Origin of the sequence: Staphylococcus arlettae, from assembly GCF_025560845.1 — a bacterium.
GTDB classification, from domain to species: Bacteria; Bacillota; Bacilli; order Staphylococcales; family Staphylococcaceae; genus Staphylococcus; species Staphylococcus arlettae.
Genome location: NZ_CP094803.1, coordinates 851,704 through 875,940 on the forward strand (window position 1 = coordinate 851,704; position 24,237 = coordinate 875,940).

The 24,237-nt window shown below is 32.8% G+C and carries 28 protein-coding genes and 1 riboswitch; of the genes, 24 read left to right on the forward strand and 4 right to left on the reverse strand.

Going from position 1 to position 24,237, the window contains the following annotated elements:
- The first annotated feature begins 13 nt into the window (after positions 1-13).
- The 4 genes from MUA37_RS04030 (at position 14) to fabZ (ending at position 3,023) form a co-directional block, all read left to right on the forward strand.
- Positions 14-418 carry a F0F1 ATP synthase subunit epsilon gene (locus MUA37_RS04030; protein WP_002510309.1) on the forward strand — a complete coding sequence of 135 codons (405 nt, stop codon included), beginning with the start codon at positions 14-16 and terminating at the stop codon, positions 416-418.
- A gap of 516 nt (positions 419-934) precedes the next feature.
- A complete protein-coding gene (locus MUA37_RS04035; protein ID WP_103387749.1) occupies positions 935-1,168 on the forward strand; it encodes a DUF1146 family protein in 234 nt (77 codons plus the stop codon).
- Between the two features lie 111 nt (positions 1,169-1,279).
- Entirely contained in the window at positions 1,280-2,545 is a 1,266-nt protein-coding gene (murA, locus tag MUA37_RS04040; RefSeq protein WP_103387748.1) for a UDP-N-acetylglucosamine 1-carboxyvinyltransferase, read from the forward strand.
- 40 nt (positions 2,546-2,585) lie between these two features.
- A complete protein-coding gene (fabZ, locus tag MUA37_RS04045; RefSeq protein ID WP_142019502.1) occupies positions 2,586-3,023 on the forward strand; it encodes a 3-hydroxyacyl-ACP dehydratase FabZ in 438 nt (145 codons plus the stop codon).
- Positions 3,024-3,316: 293 nt separating this feature from the next.
- On the opposite strand, the gene MUA37_RS04050 is transcribed toward fabZ, so the two are convergent.
- A complete protein-coding gene (locus MUA37_RS04050; RefSeq protein WP_002508994.1) occupies positions 3,317-3,760 on the reverse strand; it encodes a YwpF-like family protein in 444 nt (147 codons plus the stop codon).
- Between the two features lie 186 nt (positions 3,761-3,946).
- Here MUA37_RS04050 and MUA37_RS04055 point away from each other — a divergent pair, with 186 nt between their 5' ends.
- From MUA37_RS04055 to yidC, 7 genes are all read left to right on the forward strand, one after another.
- On the forward strand, positions 3,947-4,315 hold the full coding sequence (locus MUA37_RS04055; protein WP_112369262.1) for a single-stranded DNA-binding protein: 369 nt from the start codon (positions 3,947-3,949) through the stop codon (positions 4,313-4,315).
- Between the two features lie 431 nt (positions 4,316-4,746).
- A complete protein-coding gene (locus tag MUA37_RS04060) occupies positions 4,747-5,448 on the forward strand; it encodes a transglycosylase family protein (RefSeq protein ID WP_112369261.1) in 702 nt (233 codons plus the stop codon).
- 404 nt (positions 5,449-5,852) lie between these two features.
- Positions 5,853-5,954: riboswitch (TPP riboswitch) on the forward strand.
- A gap of 76 nt (positions 5,955-6,030) precedes the next feature.
- On the forward strand, positions 6,031-6,726 hold the full coding sequence (gene tenA, locus MUA37_RS04065) for a thiaminase II (protein ID WP_135024690.1): 696 nt from the start codon (positions 6,031-6,033) through the stop codon (positions 6,724-6,726).
- A complete protein-coding gene (gene thiD, locus MUA37_RS04070) occupies positions 6,713-7,534 on the forward strand; it encodes a bifunctional hydroxymethylpyrimidine kinase/phosphomethylpyrimidine kinase (RefSeq protein WP_262624843.1) in 822 nt (273 codons plus the stop codon). Before tenA ends, thiD begins: the two co-directional genes overlap by 14 nt.
- A complete protein-coding gene (thiM, locus tag MUA37_RS04075; protein ID WP_031266631.1) occupies positions 7,527-8,309 on the forward strand; it encodes a hydroxyethylthiazole kinase in 783 nt (260 codons plus the stop codon). The genes thiD and thiM overlap by 8 nt, the downstream gene beginning before the upstream one ends.
- 3 nt (positions 8,310-8,312) lie before the next feature.
- The gene (gene thiE / locus MUA37_RS04080) at positions 8,313-8,948 is read left to right on the forward strand and encodes a thiamine phosphate synthase (protein WP_214336814.1); all 636 of its coding nucleotides are present in this window, start codon (positions 8,313-8,315) and stop codon (positions 8,946-8,948) included.
- An 86-nt stretch (positions 8,949-9,034) separates the two neighbouring features.
- The gene (gene yidC / locus MUA37_RS04085; RefSeq protein WP_021459216.1) at positions 9,035-9,901 is read left to right on the forward strand and encodes a membrane protein insertase YidC; all 867 of its coding nucleotides are present in this window, start codon (positions 9,035-9,037) and stop codon (positions 9,899-9,901) included.
- A 320-nt stretch (positions 9,902-10,221) separates the two neighbouring features.
- Here the strand turns inward: yidC and MUA37_RS04090 are convergent, their stop codons facing one another.
- Positions 10,222-10,887, reverse strand: a complete 666-nt coding sequence (locus tag MUA37_RS04090; protein WP_394371091.1) for an HD domain-containing protein — start codon at positions 10,885-10,887, stop codon at positions 10,222-10,224.
- A gap of 72 nt (positions 10,888-10,959) precedes the next feature.
- Positions 10,960-12,444, reverse strand: coding sequence for a cardiolipin synthase (gene cls, locus MUA37_RS04095; RefSeq protein ID WP_262624844.1), 1,485 nt, complete (start codon positions 12,442-12,444; stop codon positions 10,960-10,962).
- Between the two features lie 139 nt (positions 12,445-12,583).
- On the opposite strand from cls, the gene csoR reads away from it, so the two are divergent.
- The 3 genes from csoR to MUA37_RS04110 all read left to right on the forward strand — a co-directional run bounded on the left by csoR (position 12,584) and on the right by MUA37_RS04110 (position 13,405).
- The gene (csoR, locus tag MUA37_RS04100; protein WP_002509004.1) at positions 12,584-12,877 is read left to right on the forward strand and encodes a copper-sensing transcriptional repressor CsoR; all 294 of its coding nucleotides are present in this window, start codon (positions 12,584-12,586) and stop codon (positions 12,875-12,877) included.
- Positions 12,878-12,888: 11 nt separating this feature from the next.
- The gene (csoZ, locus tag MUA37_RS04105; protein ID WP_002509005.1) at positions 12,889-13,095 is read left to right on the forward strand and encodes a putative copper chaperone CsoZ; all 207 of its coding nucleotides are present in this window, start codon (positions 12,889-12,891) and stop codon (positions 13,093-13,095) included.
- 169 nt (positions 13,096-13,264) lie between these two features.
- A complete protein-coding gene (locus MUA37_RS04110; RefSeq protein WP_002509006.1) occupies positions 13,265-13,405 on the forward strand; it encodes an Lmo0850 family protein in 141 nt (46 codons plus the stop codon).
- A 46-nt stretch (positions 13,406-13,451) separates the two neighbouring features.
- On the opposite strand, the gene rodA is transcribed toward MUA37_RS04110, so the two are convergent.
- Positions 13,452-14,648 carry a rod shape-determining protein RodA gene (gene rodA, locus MUA37_RS04115; protein WP_002509007.1) on the reverse strand — a complete coding sequence of 399 codons (1,197 nt, stop codon included), beginning with the start codon at positions 14,646-14,648 and terminating at the stop codon, positions 13,452-13,454.
- 238 nt (positions 14,649-14,886) lie between these two features.
- Between rodA and MUA37_RS04120 the strand changes: the two genes are divergently transcribed.
- From MUA37_RS04120 to MUA37_RS04165, 10 genes are all read left to right on the forward strand, one after another.
- The gene (locus tag MUA37_RS04120; RefSeq protein WP_262624845.1) at positions 14,887-15,957 is read left to right on the forward strand and encodes a D-alanine--D-alanine ligase; all 1,071 of its coding nucleotides are present in this window, start codon (positions 14,887-14,889) and stop codon (positions 15,955-15,957) included.
- An 11-nt stretch (positions 15,958-15,968) separates the two neighbouring features.
- On the forward strand, positions 15,969-17,324 hold the full coding sequence (locus tag MUA37_RS04125) for a UDP-N-acetylmuramoyl-tripeptide--D-alanyl-D-alanine ligase (protein ID WP_262624846.1): 1,356 nt from the start codon (positions 15,969-15,971) through the stop codon (positions 17,322-17,324).
- A gap of 452 nt (positions 17,325-17,776) precedes the next feature.
- A complete protein-coding gene (gene cshA / locus MUA37_RS04130) occupies positions 17,777-19,288 on the forward strand; it encodes a degradosome RNA helicase CshA (protein ID WP_002509010.1) in 1,512 nt (503 codons plus the stop codon).
- A 440-nt stretch (positions 19,289-19,728) separates the two neighbouring features.
- Complete coding sequence (locus MUA37_RS04135) at positions 19,729-20,001, forward strand: PH domain-containing protein (protein WP_133173732.1); 273 nt, start codon at positions 19,729-19,731, stop codon at positions 19,999-20,001.
- On the forward strand, positions 19,994-21,490 hold the full coding sequence (locus MUA37_RS04140; protein ID WP_142019507.1) for a PH domain-containing protein: 1,497 nt from the start codon (positions 19,994-19,996) through the stop codon (positions 21,488-21,490). The genes MUA37_RS04135 and MUA37_RS04140 overlap by 8 nt, the downstream gene beginning before the upstream one ends.
- Positions 21,483-21,956, forward strand: coding sequence for a PH domain-containing protein (locus MUA37_RS04145; RefSeq protein ID WP_021459211.1), 474 nt, complete (start codon positions 21,483-21,485; stop codon positions 21,954-21,956). The genes MUA37_RS04140 and MUA37_RS04145 overlap by 8 nt, the downstream gene beginning before the upstream one ends.
- A 42-nt stretch (positions 21,957-21,998) precedes the next feature.
- A complete protein-coding gene (acpS, locus tag MUA37_RS04150; RefSeq protein ID WP_002509014.1) occupies positions 21,999-22,352 on the forward strand; it encodes a holo-ACP synthase in 354 nt (117 codons plus the stop codon).
- Positions 22,353-22,463: 111 nt separating this feature from the next.
- A complete protein-coding gene (gene alr, locus MUA37_RS04155) occupies positions 22,464-23,612 on the forward strand; it encodes an alanine racemase (RefSeq protein WP_142019508.1) in 1,149 nt (382 codons plus the stop codon).
- Positions 23,613-23,700: 88 nt separating this feature from the next.
- Entirely contained in the window at positions 23,701-23,871 is a 171-nt protein-coding gene (gene mazE, locus MUA37_RS04160) for a type II toxin-antitoxin system antitoxin MazE (RefSeq protein ID WP_002509016.1), read from the forward strand.
- Complete coding sequence (locus MUA37_RS04165; protein ID WP_002509017.1) at positions 23,871-24,227, forward strand: type II toxin-antitoxin system PemK/MazF family toxin; 357 nt, start codon at positions 23,871-23,873, stop codon at positions 24,225-24,227. The genes mazE and MUA37_RS04165 overlap by 1 nt, the downstream gene beginning before the upstream one ends.
- Positions 24,228-24,237 lie beyond the last annotated feature (10 nt).

A 24,237-nucleotide genomic window follows, 5' to 3' on the forward strand; every position in this document is an offset into this window, starting at 1 on the left:
GGAGGTAAGGATAATGAACACATTAACCCTAAATATTGTCACTCCTAATGGTGCTGTATACGAACGTGAAGACATTGAACTTGCTGTATTACAAACTACAGCTGGCGAAATAGGTGTCATGTGGGGACATATTCCTACAGTTGCAGCATTAAAAATCGGCTATGTCAAAGTGAATTTTGATAGTGGTTCAGAATATATTGCAGTGAGTGAAGGCTTTGTTGAGGTTAGACAACATAAATTATCAGTTATTGTACAAACTGCAGAACGTGCGAATGAAATAGATGTCGCTAGAGCACAATTAGCGAAATCAAAAGCAGAATCGCACTTGGCTAATGAAGACGACAACAGTGATATCTATAGAGCAAAACGCGCGTTAGAACGTGCAAATAATAGATTACGTGTCGCTGAATTACAATAAATTAATAAAGAGGTTGGGACAATATTAATTTGTTCCAACCTCTTTTCATTTTGGCAGTAGCTGACTGCATTGAAAATGCGCTTCAAAGCAAGCTTGTTTCAACGCTAGTCATCCTTGCCGGGGTGGGACGACGAAATCATTTTTTCAAATCAGATTTCTGTCCCACTCCATGTTTTATTCGAAACCTTTTACATATGGGCAGTAGCTGACTGCATTGAAAATGCGCTTTAAATCAAGCTTGTTTCAACGCTAGTCATCCTTGCCGGGGTGGGACGACGAAATCATTTTTTCAAATCAGATTTCTGTCCCACTCCCTCTTTTTAATGTTTAAAATATAAAAATAAGTGAAAATATAAATTATTAGACTTACTTTTACAAAACCATTCTTTATGAAATATAGAATGTAAATCGTAACTTATTATTCTTAATTAATGTACATATTGAGTATGTGAAAGTATCTTTTAACAATTATTTCGTGTAAAATAATTAATTAGAGAATAATGAGGAGAATTGAAAATGGAATATCTAGGTCAATTTGCAATAGTACATTTAATATTACATGTTATCTGTATTTGTATAAGTTATTGGGCATTGAATGCTGTAAGATTAGAACAGTTTTTTAAAAAGGGTTTCCCCGTTCAAGTACAAATATGTATGATTTTTATTGCTATATTTTTAGGTACTGCAGTAAGTAATTTTATAATTGATTTATTACAATTTTCTACACAACTAAAATATTTGATGAAATAGGTCAAATACTTGTGAATTATTTTTCAATAAAGATATAATAATTTTGAAAGTAACTAAAAATATAATATTTAAAAGAGTCTGAAATAGGAGTTTAAAGTGGAGGATATTAAGATGGACAAAATAGTTATCAATAGCGGAAATAAACTAACTGGAGAAGTTAAAGTTTCAGGTGCTAAAAATGCAGTTTTACCTGTATTAACAGCATCATTATTAGCTTCAGAAGGTGAAAGTAAACTATTAAACGTGCCTGCATTAAGTGATGTAGAAACGATTAATAATGTAATATCTACATTAAATGCAGAGGTTTCATACAACAAAGAAGAAGAATACGTATCTGTAGATGCAACCAAAACTTTATTTGAAGAAGCTCCTTACGAATATGTAAGTAAAATGAGAGCAAGTATTTTAGTGATGGGTCCTTTATTAGCACGCTTAGGTCATGCTAAAGTAGCGTTACCAGGTGGATGTGCTATTGGCTCTCGACCAATTGAACAACATATTAAAGGCTTTGAAGAATTGGGCGCTGAAATCCATATGGATGGTGGATTTATTTATGCAAATGCTCAAAATGGCTTAAAAGGAACAACAATACATTTAGATTTTCCAAGTGTTGGTGCAACACAAAATATTATAATGGCGGCGTCATTAGCCGAAGGAAAAACAATTTTAGAAAACGTAGCACGTGAACCTGAAATTGTAGATTTGGCTAACTATATAAATGAAATGGGCGGCAATGTATTAGGTGCTGGTACTGATACAGTCACTATAAATGGTGTGGAAAAACTACACGGTGTAGAACATGCAATTATTCCAGATAGAATTGAAGCAGGTACTTTACTTATCGCTGGCGCAATTACACGTGGTGATGTATTAGTAAACGGTGCAATAAAAGAGCATATGACAAGCTTAGTGTATAAACTGGAAGAAATGGGAGTAGATTTAGAATACTTAGATGATGCTATACGCGTACGAGCAACTGAAGAACTAAAACCAGTGGATATTAAAACTTTACCACATCCTGGATTCCCTACAGATATGCAATCCCAAATGATGGCATTATTATTGACTGCAGAAGGTAATAAAGTTGTAACTGAAACAGTTTTTGAAAATCGTTTTATGCACGTAGGCGAATTCAAACGTATGAATGCTAACATTTCAGTTGAAGGTCGCAGTGCTAAAATTGAAGGTAAAAGTGAATTACAAGGTGCACAAGTTAAAGCCACAGACTTACGTGCAGCAGCTGCATTAATATTAGCTGGGTTAGTTGCACAAGGTACAACACAGGTGACAGAACTTAAGCACCTTGATCGTGGTTATGTTGACTTACATGGCAAATTAAAATCATTAGGTGCAGATATCGTACGCGTTCAAGATTAATGCTAATTTACAACAATGAATTAAGTTGGAGGAACTTAAAATGGAAACAATTTTCGATTATAATCAAATCAAGCAAATCATCCCACATAGACAACCTTTTTTACTCATTGATAAAGTGGTTGAGTATGAAGAAGGTAATCGTTGTGTAGCGATTAAACAAGTGTCTGGTAACGAACCATTTTTCCAAGGTCATTTTCCAGAGTATGCAGTAATGCCTGGAGTGTTAATTACTGAGGCGTTAGCTCAAACTGGCGCAGTGGCAATGTTAAATAGCGAGGAAAATAAAGGGAAATTAGCTTTATTTGCTGGTATTGATAAATGTCGCTTTAAACGTCAAGTTGTTCCAGGTGATACTTTGACATTAGAAGTTGAAATTACAAAAATTAAAGGACCTATAGGTAAAGGTAATGCTAAAGCAACGGTAGATGGTCAAGTAGCATGTAGTTGTGAATTGACATTTGCAATACAAGACGCATAATTATAAAGCGAAAGGTGTTCAAAAACCTTCGTTGCATTGTAATAGTTAATACTATATGTAAAGAGTCTAACACATTAATAGATATGCTTTATTTAAAATTTTCACTTTAATAAGTGTTATTTTGACAAAGGCATTTCATAATGTGTTCAGGCTCTTTTTTTGATGCGTAAATTATACTTTTTTAAGCAAACAAAATTAAAGAACACTTTTGATATAAGTCATTTTGACAAAAACAAAAGTGTCTAAGTAAGTTAATTATAGTTTTATATTATGTGTTAAATCATTCCGTACATTTAATGTTTGTCGCTTTTCTCATCTTTTAAACGAGGTTTCGATTGCATCAATCTATTAAATGATGTTTTAAGTTCATCTCCTGTCAGACCTTCATCGATGAGTTGTTCTAATAAACTTTCAGCATATACTTGTCTTAATGTATAGATATGGCATTCAAAAACTACAGAAATAGAATGTTGTAATTTAGTAATATGCTTTATCGTGGCATCAAAGAGTGCAGGATCATTTGAAGGTCGTGTGATAACAACACGAATATCTAATAAACTATCGTCTTCTTGAAAAGCTTTCATTGTTTCATAGTGATAATCTGAAATGACGATTTCTAATAACCAGCCAGTGCCACTATTCTCTTTATTGATAATGACACCATCTTCTAATTCGTATTCAGTGACACCACCGTTTTCTGATACGATTTGAAATCTTACGGCTTTAAATGTTTTCATCGTCTCACATCCATTAATAAAATTTAAAAATTACTATATTTACATTTATGTACCCATTATAACGTAATTTTAAATTCAGAAGCTAGTTATTATAAAATATAGAATGTTTCTGTCAACAATCACTTACTTTTAGCGTTTTGACGGTATAGCTACTAATTGTATATGATATCGATAAGGAGGTGACATATGATTAACCACATAGTCGTTGTTGGACGACTGACGAAAGACCCGAAAATTTATAGTAATCAGGGTAAACATCTAGCAACCTTTAGTTTAGCTGTAGATCGTCATTACAAATACAAAACAGAGCATCAAGCATGTGATTATTTAAATTGTAAAGCATTAGGTACTCGAGCACTTAACATTAAACAATATTTATCACAAGGCTCTTTAGTAGCCATTATCGGGAATCTACAATCATCTAGTTATGATAAAGTAGGGCAAACACATTTTATTACCGAGATATTAGTGGAAACAATTAGATTTCTTTCTCCTAAATCGCTAACACAAGTTTCAACAGCCTGTAGTCCTAATCCTATCGGCCTGAAACTATAAAAATTCTACATTATTTAATTTGAAGTTTATATGCCAAAACTACCATCTTATTTCAAATTTATCTCCCAATATAAACCACTATGATATACACTTTTAAATCCTAATATCAATTATACTTCTTTGAAATGGCCATCTTTCTTTTTACGATTGGTGGCTATTTCTTTGAATTGTAATTAAATAGTATGCAGAATAATCTGATAAATTACATGATAATTACATACCAATATATAAATTATGCTCAATTTAAATTTGATATGAAGGTAATAATCGGCATTTTTGGCTATGTTTTTTATGACATTGTATGTAATTAGGTTGTAAAAAAAGCCAATACTTTTTTATTTTGTTGTAACCTACAAGGTGATTTTGGATGTTATAGTGGTAACTGCAAATTGATAATAAAAATTATTTACCTTATAGGAGGATTATTAACAATGAAAAAGACAGTAATTACTTCAACATTAGCACTAGGATTAGGTGTAACAGGAGTAGCATCTGGACAAGCTGATGCTTCTGAACAAGGTATTGATAAAGCACAATTAGCACATACAGCACAAAATAACCCTCAACAATTAAATGACGCACCAATTCATGAAGGTGCTTATAACTATGAATTCAATCACGATAAAGTAGATTACAATTTTGAATCAGATGGAACTTATTGGTCATGGAGTTACAATGGCTATGGTCAAGGAACAGCTGATACTAATGCTCAATCAACTCAAGATACTGAGCAATCAGCACCAGCAAAACAAGCAACTTCAACAGAACAAAGTGAGCAAGCTGAACAACCACAACAAACAACTGCACCACAAACTGAAGAAACTCAACAACCACAACAAGAATCAACTTCTTCAAACAGTGAAAGCTCAAGTGAAGCTACAAGTGGTTCATCTGTAAATGTAAACTCTCATTTACAAGCAATCGCTCAACGTGAATCAGGTGGCGATATTACAGCTATTAATCCAAGTTCAGGAGCTGCAGGTAAATATCAATTCTTACAAGCTACTTGGGATTCAGTAGCACCAGCTGAATACGTTGGTGTATCACCAGCAGAAGCTCCAGAATCAGTACAAGATGCAGCTGCAGTTGAATTATACAACACAGTTGGTCCATCACAATGGGTTACTGCATAATTTAAATAATTGTAAATGAATATAAGGATTTAATTTAGAGGCTGGGACAATATTGATTGTCCTAGTCTCTTTTCATATTGGCAGTAGCTGACTGCATTGAAAATGCGCTTTAAATCAAGCTTTTTTCAACGCTAGTCATCCTTGCCGGGGTGGGACGACGAAATCATTTTTTCAAAATCGGATTTCTGTCCCACTCCCTATTTTATTCGAAACCTTTTACATATTGGCAGTAGCTGACTGCATTGAAAATGCGCTTTAAATCAAGCTTTTTTCAACGCTAGTCATCCTTGCCGGGGTGGGACGACGAAATCATTTTTTCAAAATCGGATTTCTGTCCCACTCCCTATTTATATCTAATTTTGCAATATGAATAGGATTTTGTTATGTTAATAGTAATATAATAATAAAACTGCTAGGGGTGCCTATTGGCTGAGATGATATTAGTTATCAGACCCTTATAACCTGATTTGGTTAATACCAACGTAGGAAAGTGGACTAATAAAGTAGAGCACAGTTTAATTCTGCCTAATTTGTACTGCATTCTTACGTTGAATGTGTTTTTTTTAATAGGAGGAATTATACATGACATTTTCACAAGAATTAAAAACTGCATCACAATCCATCATTGATGATATTTATCAAGATGGTTTTATACAAGACATGTTAACTGGCACTTTGTCAGAAGCTGCAGCTAAATTTTATTTAAGAGCAGATGCTTCATATTTAAAAGAGTTTGCGAACATATACGCTTTACTCATTCCCAAAATGGAAAAGTTAGAAGATGTTCAATTTTTAGTAGAACAAATTCAATTTATTGTTGAAGGTGAAGTAGAAGCTCATGAAATTATTGCCGATTTTGTGGGTGAAAATTACGATGCTATTGTACAAGAAAAAGTGTGGCCACCGAGCGGAGATCATTATATTAAACATATGTATTACAATGCTTATACTAAAGAGAATGCCGCACATACAATTGCAGCAATGGCGCCATGTCCATATGTTTATCAAGTAATCGCACAACAAGCACTCAAAGATCGTAAGTTAAATAACTCAAGTGTATTAGCAAAATGGTTTGAGTTTTATAGTACTGAAATGGATGCCTTAGTAAATATTTTTGATCAACTGATCGATCGACTAACAGTAAATTGCTCTAACGAAGAATTAGCCCAAATTAAAGATGCTTTCCTACAAAGTACAATACATGAGCGACGATTTTTCAATATGGCATATGTACAAGAAGAATGGAATTATGGAGGGGAAGTTAATGAAAAAGCCTAAAATAGCCTTGACTGTCGCAGGTACTGATCCAACAGGTGGTGCAGGCGTAATGGCAGATTTGAAGTCTTTTCATGCATGTGGTGTTTATGGAATGGCAGCTATTACAAGTATCGTTGCACAAAACACTAAAGGTGTACAGCACATTCATAATCTTGACCCTGAGTGGTTAAGCGAACAACTAGAAAGTATTTATGATGATGAGCAACCACAAGCGTTAAAAACAGGTATGATTGCTTCAAAAGATATGATGGAACGTATCCAATTTTATATTAAGCAACATCCAGAAAAGCCATATGTTATAGACCCAGTTATGCTTGCTAAAAGTGGTGATTCGTTAATGGAAGACGTCGGTAAACAACACTTACAGTCTATATTGTTGCCTTATGCAACGGTTGCTACACCAAATATTCCAGAAGCAGAAGAAATTACTGGTATCAAAATTAATGATGAGTCTTCTATTTATCAAGCAGGTAACATATTTATCAAAGAAATTGGTAGTAAAGGCGTAGTGATAAAGGGCGGTCATTCGGCTGATTTAACGGAGTCAAAAGATTATTTATTTACTCAAGATGATGTGTTTACATTTACTGAACCACGTTTTGAAACTAAACATACACATGGTACGGGCTGTACTTTCTCAGCTGTAATTACGGCTGAACTTGCTAAGGGTAAATCGATTTATGATGCTGTTAAAAAAGCCAAAAAATTTATTTCTTTAAGTATTGAATATACACCGGAAATAGGGTATGGCAGAGGCCCAGTTAACCATTTTGCTTATATGAAAAAGGTAGGTTTAGATGATGAATAATTTAGAAAATGTACGTCAACAACATCCTTTAGTTATATGTTATACCAATGATGTAGTTAAGCATTTTACTGCCAATGGTTTATTAAGTATCGGCGCTAGTCCAGCAATGAGTGAAGCGCCAGAGGAAGCTGTTGAATTTTTACAAGTTGCTGGTGCTTTAGTGATTAATATTGGTACGTTAACCAAACATAGTGCTAAAGATATGTTAGAAATAGCCAAAATAGCTAATGAAGAAAGTACACCTATTGTTTTTGATCCAGTAGCTGTCGGTGCTTCACAATTTAGAAAAGCATTCTGTCAACAGTTTTTACAAGAAGTAGATGTAACCGTCATTAAAGGGAATGCTTCTGAGATATTAACATTAATTGATTCCCAAACAACAATGAAAGGTACAGATAGTAATACCACATTAGATGTAGTAACAATTGCCAAAAAAGCACAGCAATTATTACAAACAACTATAGTCATTACTGGTGAAACAGATGTCATCGCACATGAAGGTAAAATACTAAAATTAACTAATGGCACGGCTATGTTAACCCGTATCACAGGCGCAGGATGTTTATTAGGTGGAATTATTGCTAGCTTTGTAAATAAACAATTAGAGCCAAAAATTGATGATATTGCAGAAGCTGTGACCATTTATAATATTGCTGCAGAGCATGCTGCACAAGTAGCTGATGGTCCGGGGTCATTTTTGACTCAGTTTATTGATGCGCTGTATAACGTAACATACGATGATTATTTGACACAGCGGCAAGTTAAAGAGGTGTAAGTAATGCAAAAAGAAGATTTACGACTATATTTTATCTGTGGCACACAAGATATAAATGATGGTCAGTCGATTGAACAAATATTGAAGACTGCGTTAGAAGCAGGTATCACAATGTTTCAGTTCAGAGAAAAAGGATCAAGCGCTTTACAAGGAGCTGAGAAAGAAGCATTAGCACGTAAGTTGCACATGTTGTGTAAAGGTTATAACGTCCCATTTATTGTTAATGATGATATTGAGTTAGCGTTGACGATTGAAGCGGATGGTGTTCATGTAGGACAAAATGATACTGATGTGCAGCAATTTAGACAACACTTTACAAACAAAATAATAGGTTTAAGTGTAGGTACAGTTGAGGAGTATAAACAATCTGATTTGAGTTATATTGACTATATCGGTGTAGGACCAATGTTTGATACGAGTTCGAAAGCAGACGCTAATGCACCAGTTGGCCCGACAATGATAACAACACTGCGTAGTTTAGTTGGAAACATGCCTATTGTAGGAATTGGTGGTATCACAACGAGTAACTTTCAGCCTGTCTTAGCAGCAGGTGCGGATGGTATATCAGTGATTTCTGCAATAAGTAAAAGTGACGATATTACAAAAACAATTCGATATTTTTTACAATCTGTAGAATAAAAGATAAAATTTTTGTTTTTGATTTCCACTTTATGTTGAATATGATAAAATGATTTTTGTGTGAATATATCATTAGAGGTGGAAAAATGAAGAAAAAAGCGCTACTACCTTTACTTCTAGGAGTAATGGTATTTTTAGCAGGGTGTGACTATTCAAAACCAGAAAATAGAAATGGTTTTTTCTTTAATACATTTGTTGAACCGATGGATAAAGTTATACATTGGTTAGGTCAAACGTTTAATAATGATTATGGCTTGGCTATTATTGTTATTGTTTTAGCAATTCGTATTATTTTATTACCGTTCATGTTATCAAATTATAAAAATAGTCATATGATGCGTGAAAAAATGAAGGTTGCTAAACCTGATATTGATGCAATTCAAGAAAAAGTGAAACGTTCACGTACTCAAGAAGAGAAAATGGCAGCTAACCAAGAAATGATGGAAGTCTATAAAAAATATGACATGAATCCAATGAAGAGTATGTTAGGTTGTTTACCAATTCTAATTCAAATGCCAGTAATTATGGGATTATTCTTCGTATTAAAATATCCATCAAGTGGTGGCTTTACAGATCACCCGAACTTTTTATGGTTCGACTTATCTAAACCAGATATTTGGATTACGATTATTGCCGGTATTTTATATTTCTTACAAGCATATGTATCAAGTTTAAGTATGCCTAATGAACAACGACAAATGGGTTATATGATGATGGTAATTTCACCAATCATGATAGTTTGGATTTCATTAAGTTCAGCGTCAGCACTTGGCTTATATTGGTCTGTCAGTGCCGCATTCTTGATTATCCAAACACAAATAGCAAATATGCATTATTCAAAAGTTGCTAAAAGAGAAGTTGCACCTATGTTAGAAGCATTTAACAAAGAAGAAGAAGGCAATAAGAAAAAAGGTAAGAACACTCAAATTGCTTCAAAGAAGAAAAAGAAATAATTGAATAAGATATTAAGAAAATTTCAACTCAATTATTAGCTTCAATGTAAGCAAAAAGAGGACCAATCCATTTTAGGAGTGGTCCTCTTTATATTTTAAGTTAGACGATATTAACTGTGCATACTTGCTTAGGTATAGTCTCTCACTCATCCTATTCTCCGAGTATCAGCAAGTTTCAATATAAATAAGAACTTGGTTTCGTCTTAATGCGTTTGAATATACAAAATTTTATAAAACTAAAGAAAACGTCAATTTCTATATTTGCACAATAGAAATTGACGTTTATTTTTTAATCAGAACTATTTATGTCCGTACTCTTTTTATATTTCAGTTTCGTATTGAAAATTCCATTCAGCGAAAAATTGTTGAATATATAATTCCATAAATTGATGTCTTTGTTGGGCAATTGCTTTTGCTGAATTTGTATGCATTAAAGATTTAAGTGTGAATAATTTTTCGTAAAAATGCTTAATTGCCGATGGTGATAATTGATCAAGTGATACTTCGTTTTGTTCTAATGCTTCTAATGTAACATCACCTGACCACATCGCTTCATTAAAGTGGCCAGCAAATTGGAATGTTCGAGCAATGCCAATGGCGCCAATTGCATCTAAACGATCGGCATCACGGACGATTTGGCCTTCTTTAGACAGGGTTATATCATTGTTTTGGCCATTTTTAAAACTCATATGAGCAATAATAAAACAGATATGAGTTGCGTCACGTGATGAAACGCCAATTTCAGATAAAAATGCTTGTAGTTTGTTTTTGGCAGTCGTAGCATTAGTTAATTTAGTATCGACAGTGTCATGTAATAATGCGGCCATTTTAATAATAAAATAATCCGCGGGTTGTTCGAGTGAAGCAATATGTGTTGCTAGTTTTACCACTCGTGATACATGTGCAATATCATGCCCAGTAGTATCGTTTTTATGGAATGCAGACATGTATTCGTATGCACGTGTCATTTGGGTTTCTGGGTTCAAAAGATCACTCCATTCGATTCAACTATCAAGTAACAAATCTGTAACTATTACCTGATAGTTGAATTATAACTACTATAATATCGGTGATAATAATCTTGCTATGCCTTCTTTAAATTTAATCCACAAACTTCTTTGATTGTATAATTCTTGTGTTAAGCGATAGGATACATTTAAGTCATTTTCGAAAGCAGCACGTAATTGTTGTGCAACTTCTATATCATAGATAAATGCATTGATTTCGAAATTTAACGTAAAACTTCGGTGGTCCATATTAGCAGTACCCACACTAGCAATTTCATCATCTATTACTACGGACTTAGAATGTAAGAAGCCATTATCATAATGATAAATATTGACACCGGCCTCTAATAAAGAAGCGACATTATTGTAAGTAGCCCAATATACAAAAGGATGATCAGGCTTGTTAGGTATCATAATATTGACATTAACTCCACCTAAAGCTGCAATTTTAACAGCATCTAAGAAAGCTTGATCAGGAATAAAATAAGGTGATTGAATGTATATTGATTCTTTTGAAGAAGCAATCATTTTCAAATAGCCATATTTAATTTGTTCCCATGCTTCGTCTGGACCACTGGAAGCAATTTGAACACCTATTGTTCCACCAGAATTAACATCTGGGAAATAGCGATCTTCATACTGTAGATTGTCACGTGTAGATTGTGAATTCCAATCGAGCATAAAACGTAATTGCAATGCATTCACTGCATCTCCTACTATACGTAAGTGGGTATCACGCCAATAGCCAAATTTCTTTTTCAGTCCTAAATATTCATCACCGACGTTAAAGCCACCGACATAACCAATTTGACCATCGATAATGACAATTTTCCGGTGGTTACGGTTATTCATACGTAAATTGATTAATGGTAACTTCGAAGGGAAGAATGCTTCAACTTGACCGCCATTTTTGCGAAAAGATTTAAAATCTTTTAATGACAATGTACGTGAACCCATATCATCATAAAGCATTTTTACCTCAACGCCTTCGGTTAACTTTTGTTCCAATGCCGTTAATATGCTTTTTCCTAAATTATCATTTCTAAAGATGTAATATTGGATATGTATGTAATCCTTAGCTTGAATAATATCATTTAATAAAGCATCGAACTTTTGTCTGCCATCCGTATAAATAGTAACTTCATTATCGGTAGTTAAAAAGGCAGCATTATTATAGAGCAACATTTGTACCATATCTTTAAATTTAACAATTTGATGATTGCCTTTTGAAAAATCATCATTTTTTAAAGCTTCAAGTTGCTCGTTTACAATCATCTCTATACCAATTTTGTCGCTTTCATCTATTTTGAAAATGTGTTTTCTTTGTATTTGACGACCAAATAATAAGTATACGATAAATCCTAATAAAGGTATTAATACGAGAATTAATAACCAAGCCCAAATTGAACCGGCAGAACGGCGTTCCATAAAGATAATAGTAAAAGCAAATATTAAATTTAAGATAAACGCACTAATAAGTACAATGTTTAATATGACATTAGAATTATGGTAAAACATTGTAAATAGTTCAATCATAGTGGCATACCTCCAAGTAACTATGTAGTCTTACTGTCGAAACTCTTCGCTATTGTAACATGAAGTATGCTTTTTATCACTTGACATATACGTCAAGGGGGTATATTATGATGTTGAATTAAAAAGAGAGGTGTTTCACATGACAGAGGTAGACAAAGCGCATCATTCTACTCAGACAAAAGCCAATTTAAAATCACGTTTGAATCGTATAGAGGGGCAAGTAAGAGCGATTAATAGAATGATTGATGAAGATGTTTATTGTGATGATGTCTTAACACAAATCAGAGCAACGCGTTCTGCGTTAAACAGTGTTGCTACAAAATTATTAGATCATCATATGAAGAGCTGTATTATGGACAAAGTGAACGCGGGCGAGCAAGAAGCGGCTATGGAAGAATTACTAGTAACATTTCAAAAGCTCATGAAAGATTAGGGGTGAACAACATGGAATCAAAAGTCATCTTTTTAGCGGGTTTAACGTCTTATAAACAACAAGCACAATTAACACAAAAATTGTTAAATATTATTGGAGTCCATCAAGTACACGTTAGCCTCGAGAAAAGTATTGTTCAGATTACATTTGATACACCAGCTAACTTAAATAATATCGAAAAAGAAATATATGATGATGGATATACCATTCTATTTTAAAAGCCACAGAAGTCATTTAATAAAATAACTTCTGTGGTTTTTAAATTTTTTTATAATGCAAAAATATGGAAGGATAAATAAATATTTCAAAAAAATTATGAAATATTGTAGTAACATGAATATAAATAGGGTAAGATTAAATATAAGGTACATAGTTAGGAGTGATGATATGAATAATAACAATGACAAGTTGCACAATGTAGTGAAGCTATTATCATCATTAGGTGTAAACATAAAGAAAACTAAATCAAGATTTGAAGTTATGCATACTTTGCCAAGCACTGCGAAAGCAACGAATCGTTTGAAATAAAGAAAAAGGATCTTAGCGTAAAGCTAAAATCCTTTTTTTATTGCAATTATTCAGATGTAACGGACTGTGTAGTGTATTGTTTAGGCTGGTGATAAGATATAGAAAAAATAATTCCAATTCCACACATTAAGCTCCATAATGAACTACCGCCATAACTAATAAACGGTAATGGAATACCTGTAATAGGAAGTAATTGCACCGTCATTCCTATGTTTTGTAAAACATGGAATAAAATTAATGCTGTATAGCCTATAAGGAAAGTTTTGTTAAATGGATGTTCAACATTAGTGGCAAGTCGCACGAAATGGAACATCAAAGCTAAAAAGACTAACAATACAAATACTGATCCGATAAAGCCAAATTCTTCTCCAATAACTGAAAAGATAAAATCAGTGTGATTTTCAGGAATATAAACTTCACCATGATTGAATCCTTTACCAAATAATTGACCAGAACCTATCGCTTTTAATGATTCTGTTAAATGATAGCCATCGCCACTACTATATGAATAAGGATCTAACCAAGAATTGATACGTCCAAGCTGATACGTTTTAACGCCCAACACATTTTCAATGAGAGAAGGTTTATAAATTATTGATAAAATAATTGAACCACCAATAACAATACCTGCTATAAATAATGGACCGATAATTTTCCATGTAATGCCACTAACAACAATAACCCCAACAATAATAGCGCATAAAACGAGCGTTGTACCTAAGTCATTTTGTAATAAAATTAGCGCCATTGGTAACGCAGACATGGCAATTATTTTTAATAGTAGTTTGAAGTCTGATTCCACTGATTTGTTAAAGGTGAATTTATTATGTCTTGTTACTAATTTTGCTAGTGCCATAATCAAGACAATTTTCATAAACTCTGAAGGTTGTACACTTATAGGTCCTAGTTTATACCAACTTTTAGCACCATTTATAATCGGCGTGAACGGGGTTTCAGGTATAACAATTAATATAAATAACCCTATACAAAGTATAAAATATAAAAAGTATGTATACTTCATTAATTTTTTTGGTGAGATAAGCATTATTGAAAATGCGATAATAGCACCAAGTACGTAATACATTATTTGTCTAATACTAAAGTTTGTACTATATTGTCCGCCGCCCATAGCAGAATTGATAGTGCTTACACTTATAATTGCTAATAACACAATAACGCCAACTAATATCCAGTCGACGCGTCTAATCCAATGATTATCTTTTAAACGACGTGAACTAAGCATTGCATACTCCTTTAAACCATATTCTTTCATTAATAATATATATTAATTTTACCGAACTTTTAATTATATTGCCAGAATGAGACTAGCGTTAAGGGAAATTTATTATTAATATGAAGTATAAAAGCTATTTCTAATCTTCAGTGCAAAATTTAATTGAATTCAAGTTAGTTTACAAATGCAAAGATTAGTATAATCGTGATATGATGTAGTTTAAGAATTGTATATGGAGGCAAAAAAGATGGCTAAAGAAAATATATGTATCGTATATGGAGGTAAAAGTGCAGAGCATGATGTATCGATTTTAACAGCACAAAACGTCATTAATGCGATTGATAAAGATGAATATAAAATAGATATTATTTATATTACTAATGATGGTGACTGGAAGAAAAAATCAGATATCACAAAAGAAATCTCTGATATTGAAACATTACGATTAAATGATGTTGAAGCGGGTGAAATTTCACAGCTACTGACAACAAGCAATAATAGTAAGCCATATAGTGCAGTATTCCCATTATTACACGGACCAAATGGTGAAGATGGTACGATTCAAGGCTTATTTGAAGTATTAGATTTACCATACGTTGGCAATGGTGTATTAGCAGCTTCAAGCTCAATGGATAAACTTGTCATGAAACAGTTGTTTGCACATAGAGGTTTGCCTCAATTACCATACGTGAGCTTTTTAAGAAGTGAATATCAAAAATATGAAAGTAATATCTTGAAATTAGTACATGATAAACTAGAATACCCAGTCTTTGTAAAACCAGCTAACTTAGGTTCTAGTGTTGGTATAAGCAAATGTAATAATGAAGAAGAACTTAAAACTGGTATTGAAGAAGCATTCCAATTTGACCGTAAACTTGTCATTGAACAAGGTATCGATGCTCGTGAAATTGAAGTAGCGGTGTTGGGCAATGATTATCCTGAAACGACTTGGCCAGGTGAAGTTGTTAAAGATGTAGCATTTTATGATTATAAATCAAAATATAAAGATGGCAAAATCAGCTTGGAAATTCCAGCAGATTTAGATAAAGAAGTGCAACTTACATTACGCAACATGGCTATAGAAGCATTTAAAGCAACGGATTGTTCTGGATTACTCCGTGCAGACTTTTTTGTAACTGAAGATAATCAAATTTTTATTAATGAAACAAATGCAATGCCAGGTTTTACAGCCTATAGTATGTATCCAAGTTTATGGGAAAACATGGGGCTAAGCTATTCAGAGTTAGTTAAAAAGTTAATTGAATTAGCAAAACAGAAGCATGAAGATAAGAAGAAAAATAAATACAGTATTGATTGAGGCGGTTGAAAATGATTGAAGTAAAGTTAAAACAAATAAAGTCTTGGATTGATTGTGACATCGACACACAATATTTAGATAACATTATAAGAGGTGTGGAGATAGATTCTCGCCAAATTAAACAAGATATGTTATTTGTGCCTTTTAAAGGTGAACATGTAGATGGACATAAATTCGTATCACAAGCTTTAGCAGATGGCGCAGGTGCATGTTTCTACCAAAAAGATAGTGATTTATCTGAAGTTCCAACAGGACCAATTATTTGGGTAGATGATACATTAATAGCTTTACAACAATTAGCACAAGCGTATTTAAAACATGTCAATCCACAAGTGATTGCAGTAACAGGTTCTAATGGTAAGACTACGACTAAAGATATGATTGAAAGTGTACTGAAGCCTCAATTTAAAGTGAAAAAAACTCTAGGTAATTATAATAATGAAATTGGCATGCCATTAACAATTTTACAATTAGATCAAGATACTGAAATATCTATTTTAGAAATGGGTATGTCTGGGTTTCACGAAATTGAACTTCTATCAAACATTGCTCAACCCGATATCGCAGTAATTACAAATATTGGGGAATCCCATATGCAAGATTTAGGATCACGGGAAGGGATTGCACAAGCTAAATTTGAAATTACGACAGGATTACAATCAAATGGTTTGTTTATCTATGATGGTGATGAACCTTTATTAACACCACATGTAGCTAATTTACAAGATGTGCAGCTTGCTAGTATTGGCATAAAAGATGGAAATACATATGTTTGTAATGTGCAAGATATAGAAACTGAAGGTATTTCTTTTAACATCAACAGTGAAGAACAATATGATTTACCAATATTAGGGACGCATAATATGAAAAATGCTGCCATCGCTATTGCGATTGGTAAGCACTTAGGATTAGATTACGATACAATCTATCGTAATTTAACACAACTCAAGTTAACGGGAATGCGCATGGAGCAACATATCACTGAAGACGGTGCCATTGTTATAAATGATGCATATAATGCCAGTCCAACAAGTATGAGAGCAGCTATAGATACATTATCAGCTATGTCAGGTAGAAAAATTTTGATTTTAGGTGATGTATTGGAATTAGGACCGAATAGTCAATCAATGCATGAAAGCGTAGGCACATATTTAGCAGAAAAGGCAATAGATGTTTTGTATACATTTGGTCACGAAGCACAATATATATATAATAAAGCACAACAACATGTGTCAATTGCCCAACACTTTACCGACAAATCACAACTTATCGAAACAATTTCGAAGGAAATCGAACCACAAGATAAAGTATTGGTTAAAGGTTCCAGAGGAATGCAATTGGAAGAAGTTGTTAATAAACTTATTTAACATTTGAAGAGGCTGGGACATCATATTGATGCATCCCAGCCTCATTTTATATTGTCAGTAGGTGACTGAATTGAAAATGTCCTTTAAATGATGTTTTTTCAGTTCTAGTTATTATTTTCGGGGTTGGACGACGCAATCTTTTAAAAATTAGATTTCTGTTCCACTCCTTTTTTATGATTTATAAATATAAAAGAAGTTTGAATTCGCTATATTGATAAATTTAAAAATTAATTAGACTAATAAAAATGAATGTAGAAAAACAAATTAACCGCTTACAGCCTATATATTGCAATATTTATTTGATTTATTAAAGTTGAAAAGTATCGGATTAATTGCAGTTATGTAATTTTGCTTTATTGCGATAATATTGTTGAGGTGGTACTATTAAGAAGTTGAAGAAACTTAAATGAACATATATGTATAGAAATTAAGGATAATAAAGGAGAATTATATTGCAAAATTTTAAAGAACTAGGGGTTTCAGAAAAAACAGTAGAAACCTTAGAAGCAATGGGGTTTAGTGAAGCTACACCAATTCAAAAAGATAGCATCCCTTTTGCATTAGCTGGTAAAGATGTCCTAGGTCAGGCACAGACAGGTACAGGTAAAACAGGTGCATTTGGTATCCCATTAATAGAAAAAGTTGTAGGACGTGAAGGGGTACAAGCACTAATTTTAGCTCCAACAAGAGAATTGGCTATGCAAGTTGCAGAACAACTTAAAGCATTTAGTAAAAATCAAAAAGTACAAGTGGTAACTGTTTTTGGTGGTATGCCAATAGATCGCCAAATTAAAGCCTTGAAAAAAGGACCTCAAATCGTGGTAGGTACACCTGGACGTGTTATTGACCATTTAAATCGTCGTACTTTAAAAACGGCTGACATTCATACATTGATATTAGATGAAGCTGATGAAATGATGAATATGGGATTCATTGATGATATGAGATTTATTATGGATAAAATCCCAGCAGAACAACGTCAAACGATGTTATTCTCAGCTACAATGCCTAAAGCAATTCAAACATTAGTACAACAATTTATGAATAATCCAGAAATCGTTAAAACGATGAATGATAAAACATCAAATCCACAAATTGAAGAATTCTATACAATAGTTAAAGAATTAGAAAAATTTGATACTTTCACGAACTTCCTAGATGTACATCAACCAGAATTAGCAATTGTATTTGGACGTACTAAACGACGTGTTGATGAGTTAACGAGTGCTTTATTAACTAAAGGGTATAAAGCTGAAGGTTTACACGGAGATATAACACAAGCAAAACGTTTAGAAGTATTGAAGAAATTTAAAAACGACCAAATTGATATTTTAGTAGCTACTGATGTAGCAGCGCGTGGTTTAGATATTTCTGGAGTAAGTCACGTATACAATTTTGATATACCTCAAGATACAGAAAGTTATACGCACAGAATTGGACGTACAGGACGTGCTGGTAAAGAGGGTATTGCGGTAACATTCGTCAATCCAATTGAAATGGATTACATCCGTCAAATTGAACAAGCGAACAATCGTCAAATGAATGCATTACGCCCACCTCATAGAAAAGAAGTTTTAAAAGCGCGTGAAAATGACATTAAAGAAAAAGTTCAAAACTGGATGGCTAAAGAAAATGAGCCTAGATTACAACGTATCTCTACTGAGTTACTTGAAGAATACAATGACGTAGAATTAGTTGCATCATTATTACAAGAACTTGTTGAAGCAAATGATGAAGTAGAAGTACAATTGACATTTGAAAAACCATTAGCACGAAAAGGTAGACAATCAAAAGGTCCACGCAGAAATAATAACAACAACAAACGTGGCAATAAATTTGATAACAAAAACCGTCGTGCCAAAGGTGGTTACAATAACAAAAAAGGAAAGAAGGATAGACCTTCTGACCGTAAAGACAATAAGAAAACAATGAAAGGTCGCACATTCGCAGACCATAAAAAATAAAATTAATCATCATATATGAGTTTAAGTTACGAGGTTGGAACATTAATTTGTTCCAACCTTTTCTTATGTTTTTGAAATTTATAGTTACGAGCATATGTTTTAACGCATAATGGTAATTAATTTTGATCTAGTGGATAATTGGTGAAGAGTGATTTGTGATGTTGTGAAGCTAATTTATTGTCCTATACATATATGATATACTAAATGAAAAATTTGGCGATAGAGGAGAATTATAATCTATGACACCACATTTTGTTAAAAGCCCGAAAAGGACATTGCAATATTATTATTTGTTGGCGTCTATGTACTATGTAATACAGCTTATTATTATCCTAATGTTAGGGGTCACTGGGTATTTTGCGCACTGGTCAGATGGGCTTATTTACCTTTGGATTGGATTGTTTATAATTGTTACATGCTACAATTTGATATGGCCTTGGTTGAAATATCAATATACGTATTATCGATTCGACGGTAATCATATTGAAATACATAAAGCATTTATATTTAAAGCAAATGAGGTTTTCAAAATTGAAAGAACACAATTTTTAATAAGAAAAAGTAATCCCTTATTACAAAAATTGAGATTATGCAAAATATCTGCTGTATCAGCTGGACATAATATTGACTGTCCGCTGTTAGATGAAAACATAGCTATTCAATTTGAAAATGACACACTTAAGCAATTAAAGGGGGCTGATTTTGATGTATAAGCCTCAAAAACTGCATCCAATATCGTATCTTTCTGGTGTTATTGAAGCAATTAAGCAAAACATTGTGTTAATCTTTATTTTTATTATCTTTAATTTGGATAGCTTTGATTTCGCTAATCCTAAATCATATATATATCCTGGTATTATTTTAACGATCTTCATAATAACTTTTATATATCACGCCTTGGTAGTTTATAAGACAAAATATTGGATAGAAAATGACCATTTCATTATGGACTATGGTATTGTGACCAAAAAACGCAAAGAATTAAATATTAGACGTATTCAAACCGTAGATACATCACAAGGTGTTATACATCAAATCGTCGGTGGTGTGAAACTACAAATCAAAACACCTAGTGATGGTGTGGAATTAGATACTGTGTCTAAATTACAAAGTGAGCATATTCGTAACACGATAAAACAAATGCAAAATGAAGAACAGCAAGAAGTGACAGATAGCGTAGAAAATGTGACACAAGAAGGACAAGACTATAATAGTGCTAGTACACCACATAAAGTTTTATTTAAATTATCAAAGAAACAATTACTATTCATGGCTATGACAAGTGGTGCAATAGGCATCGCATTGGCTACTATAGCACCGATAATAGGTAGTTTTTCAGAAGTTATTCCTTGGGAGCGGCTATCAGAGAAAGTAGCAAATATCTCACAAGCTATATTTGTTATAGTGTCACTACTTGTAGCAATAATCCTAATCATAAGTTATGTGATTGGAACATTAATTGTCTTTATTAGATACTATAACTATACTTTATCTGCACACAATGATCAGCTGACTATTAGATATGGCTTATTTAATGTGAAAAATATTACAGTACCTACAAACAGGGTTCAAGCTATATTAGAAAAACAATCGTTTGTAAGAAAATTATTTGGTGTAACATCAATAACGTTTGTTACTACAAGTGATACAAAAGTTGAAAGCGATGATACAACTATGGCTGATGGTAATGTTTTGATACTACCATTTATTAAACGTAATTCTGCTTATCGCATGCTACAAGAATTAGTACCTTCATTTGAATTTAAACCTGCAGCAAAAATTATGCCTAACAGAGCATTCCATCGTTATTTTATTAAAGAAGCGGCGATACTATTAATTATTGGAGCGGCACTTAGTTATTTTTGGACGATTTGGGTAATGGTAATTATCTGTATGATTATAATATTGTTAATTATAAATGCTGTCATTACAGTTAAAAGCTCTGGTTTATATTATTTCGATGATCAATTAGTAATAAGAAACGTTTCGTTAATTGGAATTAAGCAATTTTATTTAAAGAAAGATAAAATATTAGGTATGGAACTTACTAGTAATCCATTTATGGATAAAAGTAAATTACGTAGCTTTAAGTGTATCGTAGCAAAAGGAATCGCTAATACGAAAATAGGATTACGATTTGTAGAGAAGCAACAAGCGTTAGATTTGAAAGCTTGGTATTTAAGAGGTGACGGCCATGAATAACTATAAACGAATGGATGAAAAAAGCATGCGTGTCATGGGTATAAAGTCATTAATATTTTCAGTGTCTTTCATTACTGCTGCATTAATTTTTTTAATAATCGAAGTTTTATGGCTTGATTTTTTTAGTTTTCCAGTCATATTTTGGATAGTATTTAGTGTATGTATTTTGGGCATTTTGAACTTTATAATTAATGGTGTGGTCATACCACGATATCGTTTTAAAAATTTTAAATATCAACTCATTGATGATGAATTAAAAATTCAAAGTGGATTATGGTTTATAACGACTCAAAGTATCCCATTATTTAGAATTCAAAATGTTGATACATATGAAGGTATTATTATGCGTAAATATCACTTAGCTAATATTATTTTGTCTACAGCAGGTGGTAATGCACAAATTATGTTAATAACAAAAGACCAAGCAGAGTTGTTAAAGCAACATATTAAAGCACCGATGAAATGATGCTGTAAGTGAGTAAATTATTAGATGAAAGAAGTGGATACTATGATACATGGTATTGGAATAGATTTAATTGAAATACAACGTATTCAAACTTTATATGAAAGACAAGAAAAGTTATTAAGCAGAATCTTATCTACAAATGAACAACAACAGTTTCATAGTTTTAATAATAATCAACGAAAAATAGAATTTTTAGCAGGCCGTTTTGCATGTAAAGAAGCTTTTAGTAAAGCCTTGGGGACAGGTTTAGGAAAAACTATAGCCTTTAGTGACATAGATTGCTTTAATGATGACTTAGGAAAGCCTTGTATTATCTACGATGGCTTTAATGTGCATGTAAGTATTACACATACCGAACATTATGCAATGAGTCAAGTAACCTTAGAATATCAATAAATTATCAATTTAAGATACCTTTTCGTTGGATAGGCAAACTATTTATTATAAAATTAAATTATTAATAAATTATCTTTTGGTGATGTGAGTGAAAATAGGAGGAAATATTTAATGACCGATAAATATTACAGATCGACCTATATAAATGTTGATTTAAATGAAATAGCATCGAATTATCAAGTATTTAAAAAGTTACACCCTAATAAAACAGTTATTCCTGTAGTTAAAGCAAATGGTTACGGACTAGGAAGTATTCCAATTGCCAAAAAATTAGTAGAGCAAAGTGTAGATTTTTTTGCAGTAGCAACATTAGATGAAGCAATCGAACTACGTATGCATGGTGTTCACGCTCAAATATTAGTACTAGGAGTAATACCTACTGCTCATATTAGTAAAGCAATTCAACATAGAGTAGCAGTGACTGTACCATCATTAGAGTGGTTACAAACAGCTGTAGGTGAAATACCAGAAAACAACGCTAAAGATTTATGGTTACATATTAAAATAGATACTGGTATGGGCAGATTAGGGATGACTACTGCAGATGAATACCAATCAACGATTGACTTAATTAATGACTATGATCATTTAATATTTGAAGGTGTATACACTCATTTTGCTTGTGCTGATGAACCTGGTGATTCAATGAACAAACAACAACAGCGCTTTGAAACAATAGTATCTTCTGCCATAAAGCCGCGCTATATTCATTCGCAAAATTCAGCTGGCGCATTAATGAAAGATAGTCAATTTTGCAATGCAGTGCGCATTGGTATCTCATTGTACGGCTACTATCCATCGGCGTATGTTAAAGAAAATGTCAAAGTACATTTAAAGCCTGCCGCACAGTGGGTTACAGAGGTAGTACAAACTAAAACACTAGCTGTTGGAGAATCAGTCAGTTACGGTAGTATTTACACTGCGACAGAGCCTACGAGAATTGCAATATTACCAGTTGGTTATGCTGATGGTTTTCCTCGATTAATGACTGGATTTAATGTCAATGTTAATGGACAACAGTGTGAAATCATTGGCAAAGTGTGTATGGATCAAATAATAATTAAAATCTCTGAAGATATTCAAGTTGGTGATAAAGTCATTTTAATGGATCATCATGCAGATTCACCACAAGCTGCTGAAGCCTTGGCATTACAACAACATTCAATAAATTATGAAGTGCTTTGTAACCTCGGAAGACGTTTGCCAAGAGTTTATTATGGTACTAAAGACTTAGAAATTCACAATGAATTATTAAAATAGTATAGTCACTGATTTTAAAATTTGTTATTATGAATGTAATTAGATACACATAGTAAACTATTTCTTGACTCACACGGAGGTTTTATTCATGCCAAGTTTTAACCAAAGTAGAAATCATAACATAGAACAATCTTTAAAAGAAGGCTATTCCCAAATGGCTGATTTGAATCTCTCCCTTGCAGCAGAAGCTTTTCCATTCGAATGTGAAGCTTGTGATTGCAACGAATCATATATTAGTGCTAGTAACACTAATGACTAATGAGACGAGGAGACGTCTACTTAGCTGACTTATCACCAGTACAAGGGTCTGAACAAGGGGGAGTAAGACCAGTTGTAATTATTCAAAATGATACTGGTAATAAATATAGTCCTACCGTGATTGTAGCTGCAATCACTGGTAGGATAAATAAAGCTAAAATACCAACACATGTTGAAATTGAAAAGAAAAAGTATAAATTGGATAAGGATTCAGTTATATTACTTGAGCAGATTCGAACGTTAGATAAAAAAAGATTAAAAGAAAAGTTAACATACTTATCAGAAGATAAAATGAAAGAAGTCAACATAGCAATTGACATAAGTTTAGGATTACATAATAATAGGCATCATAAGTAAAGGCACAGTT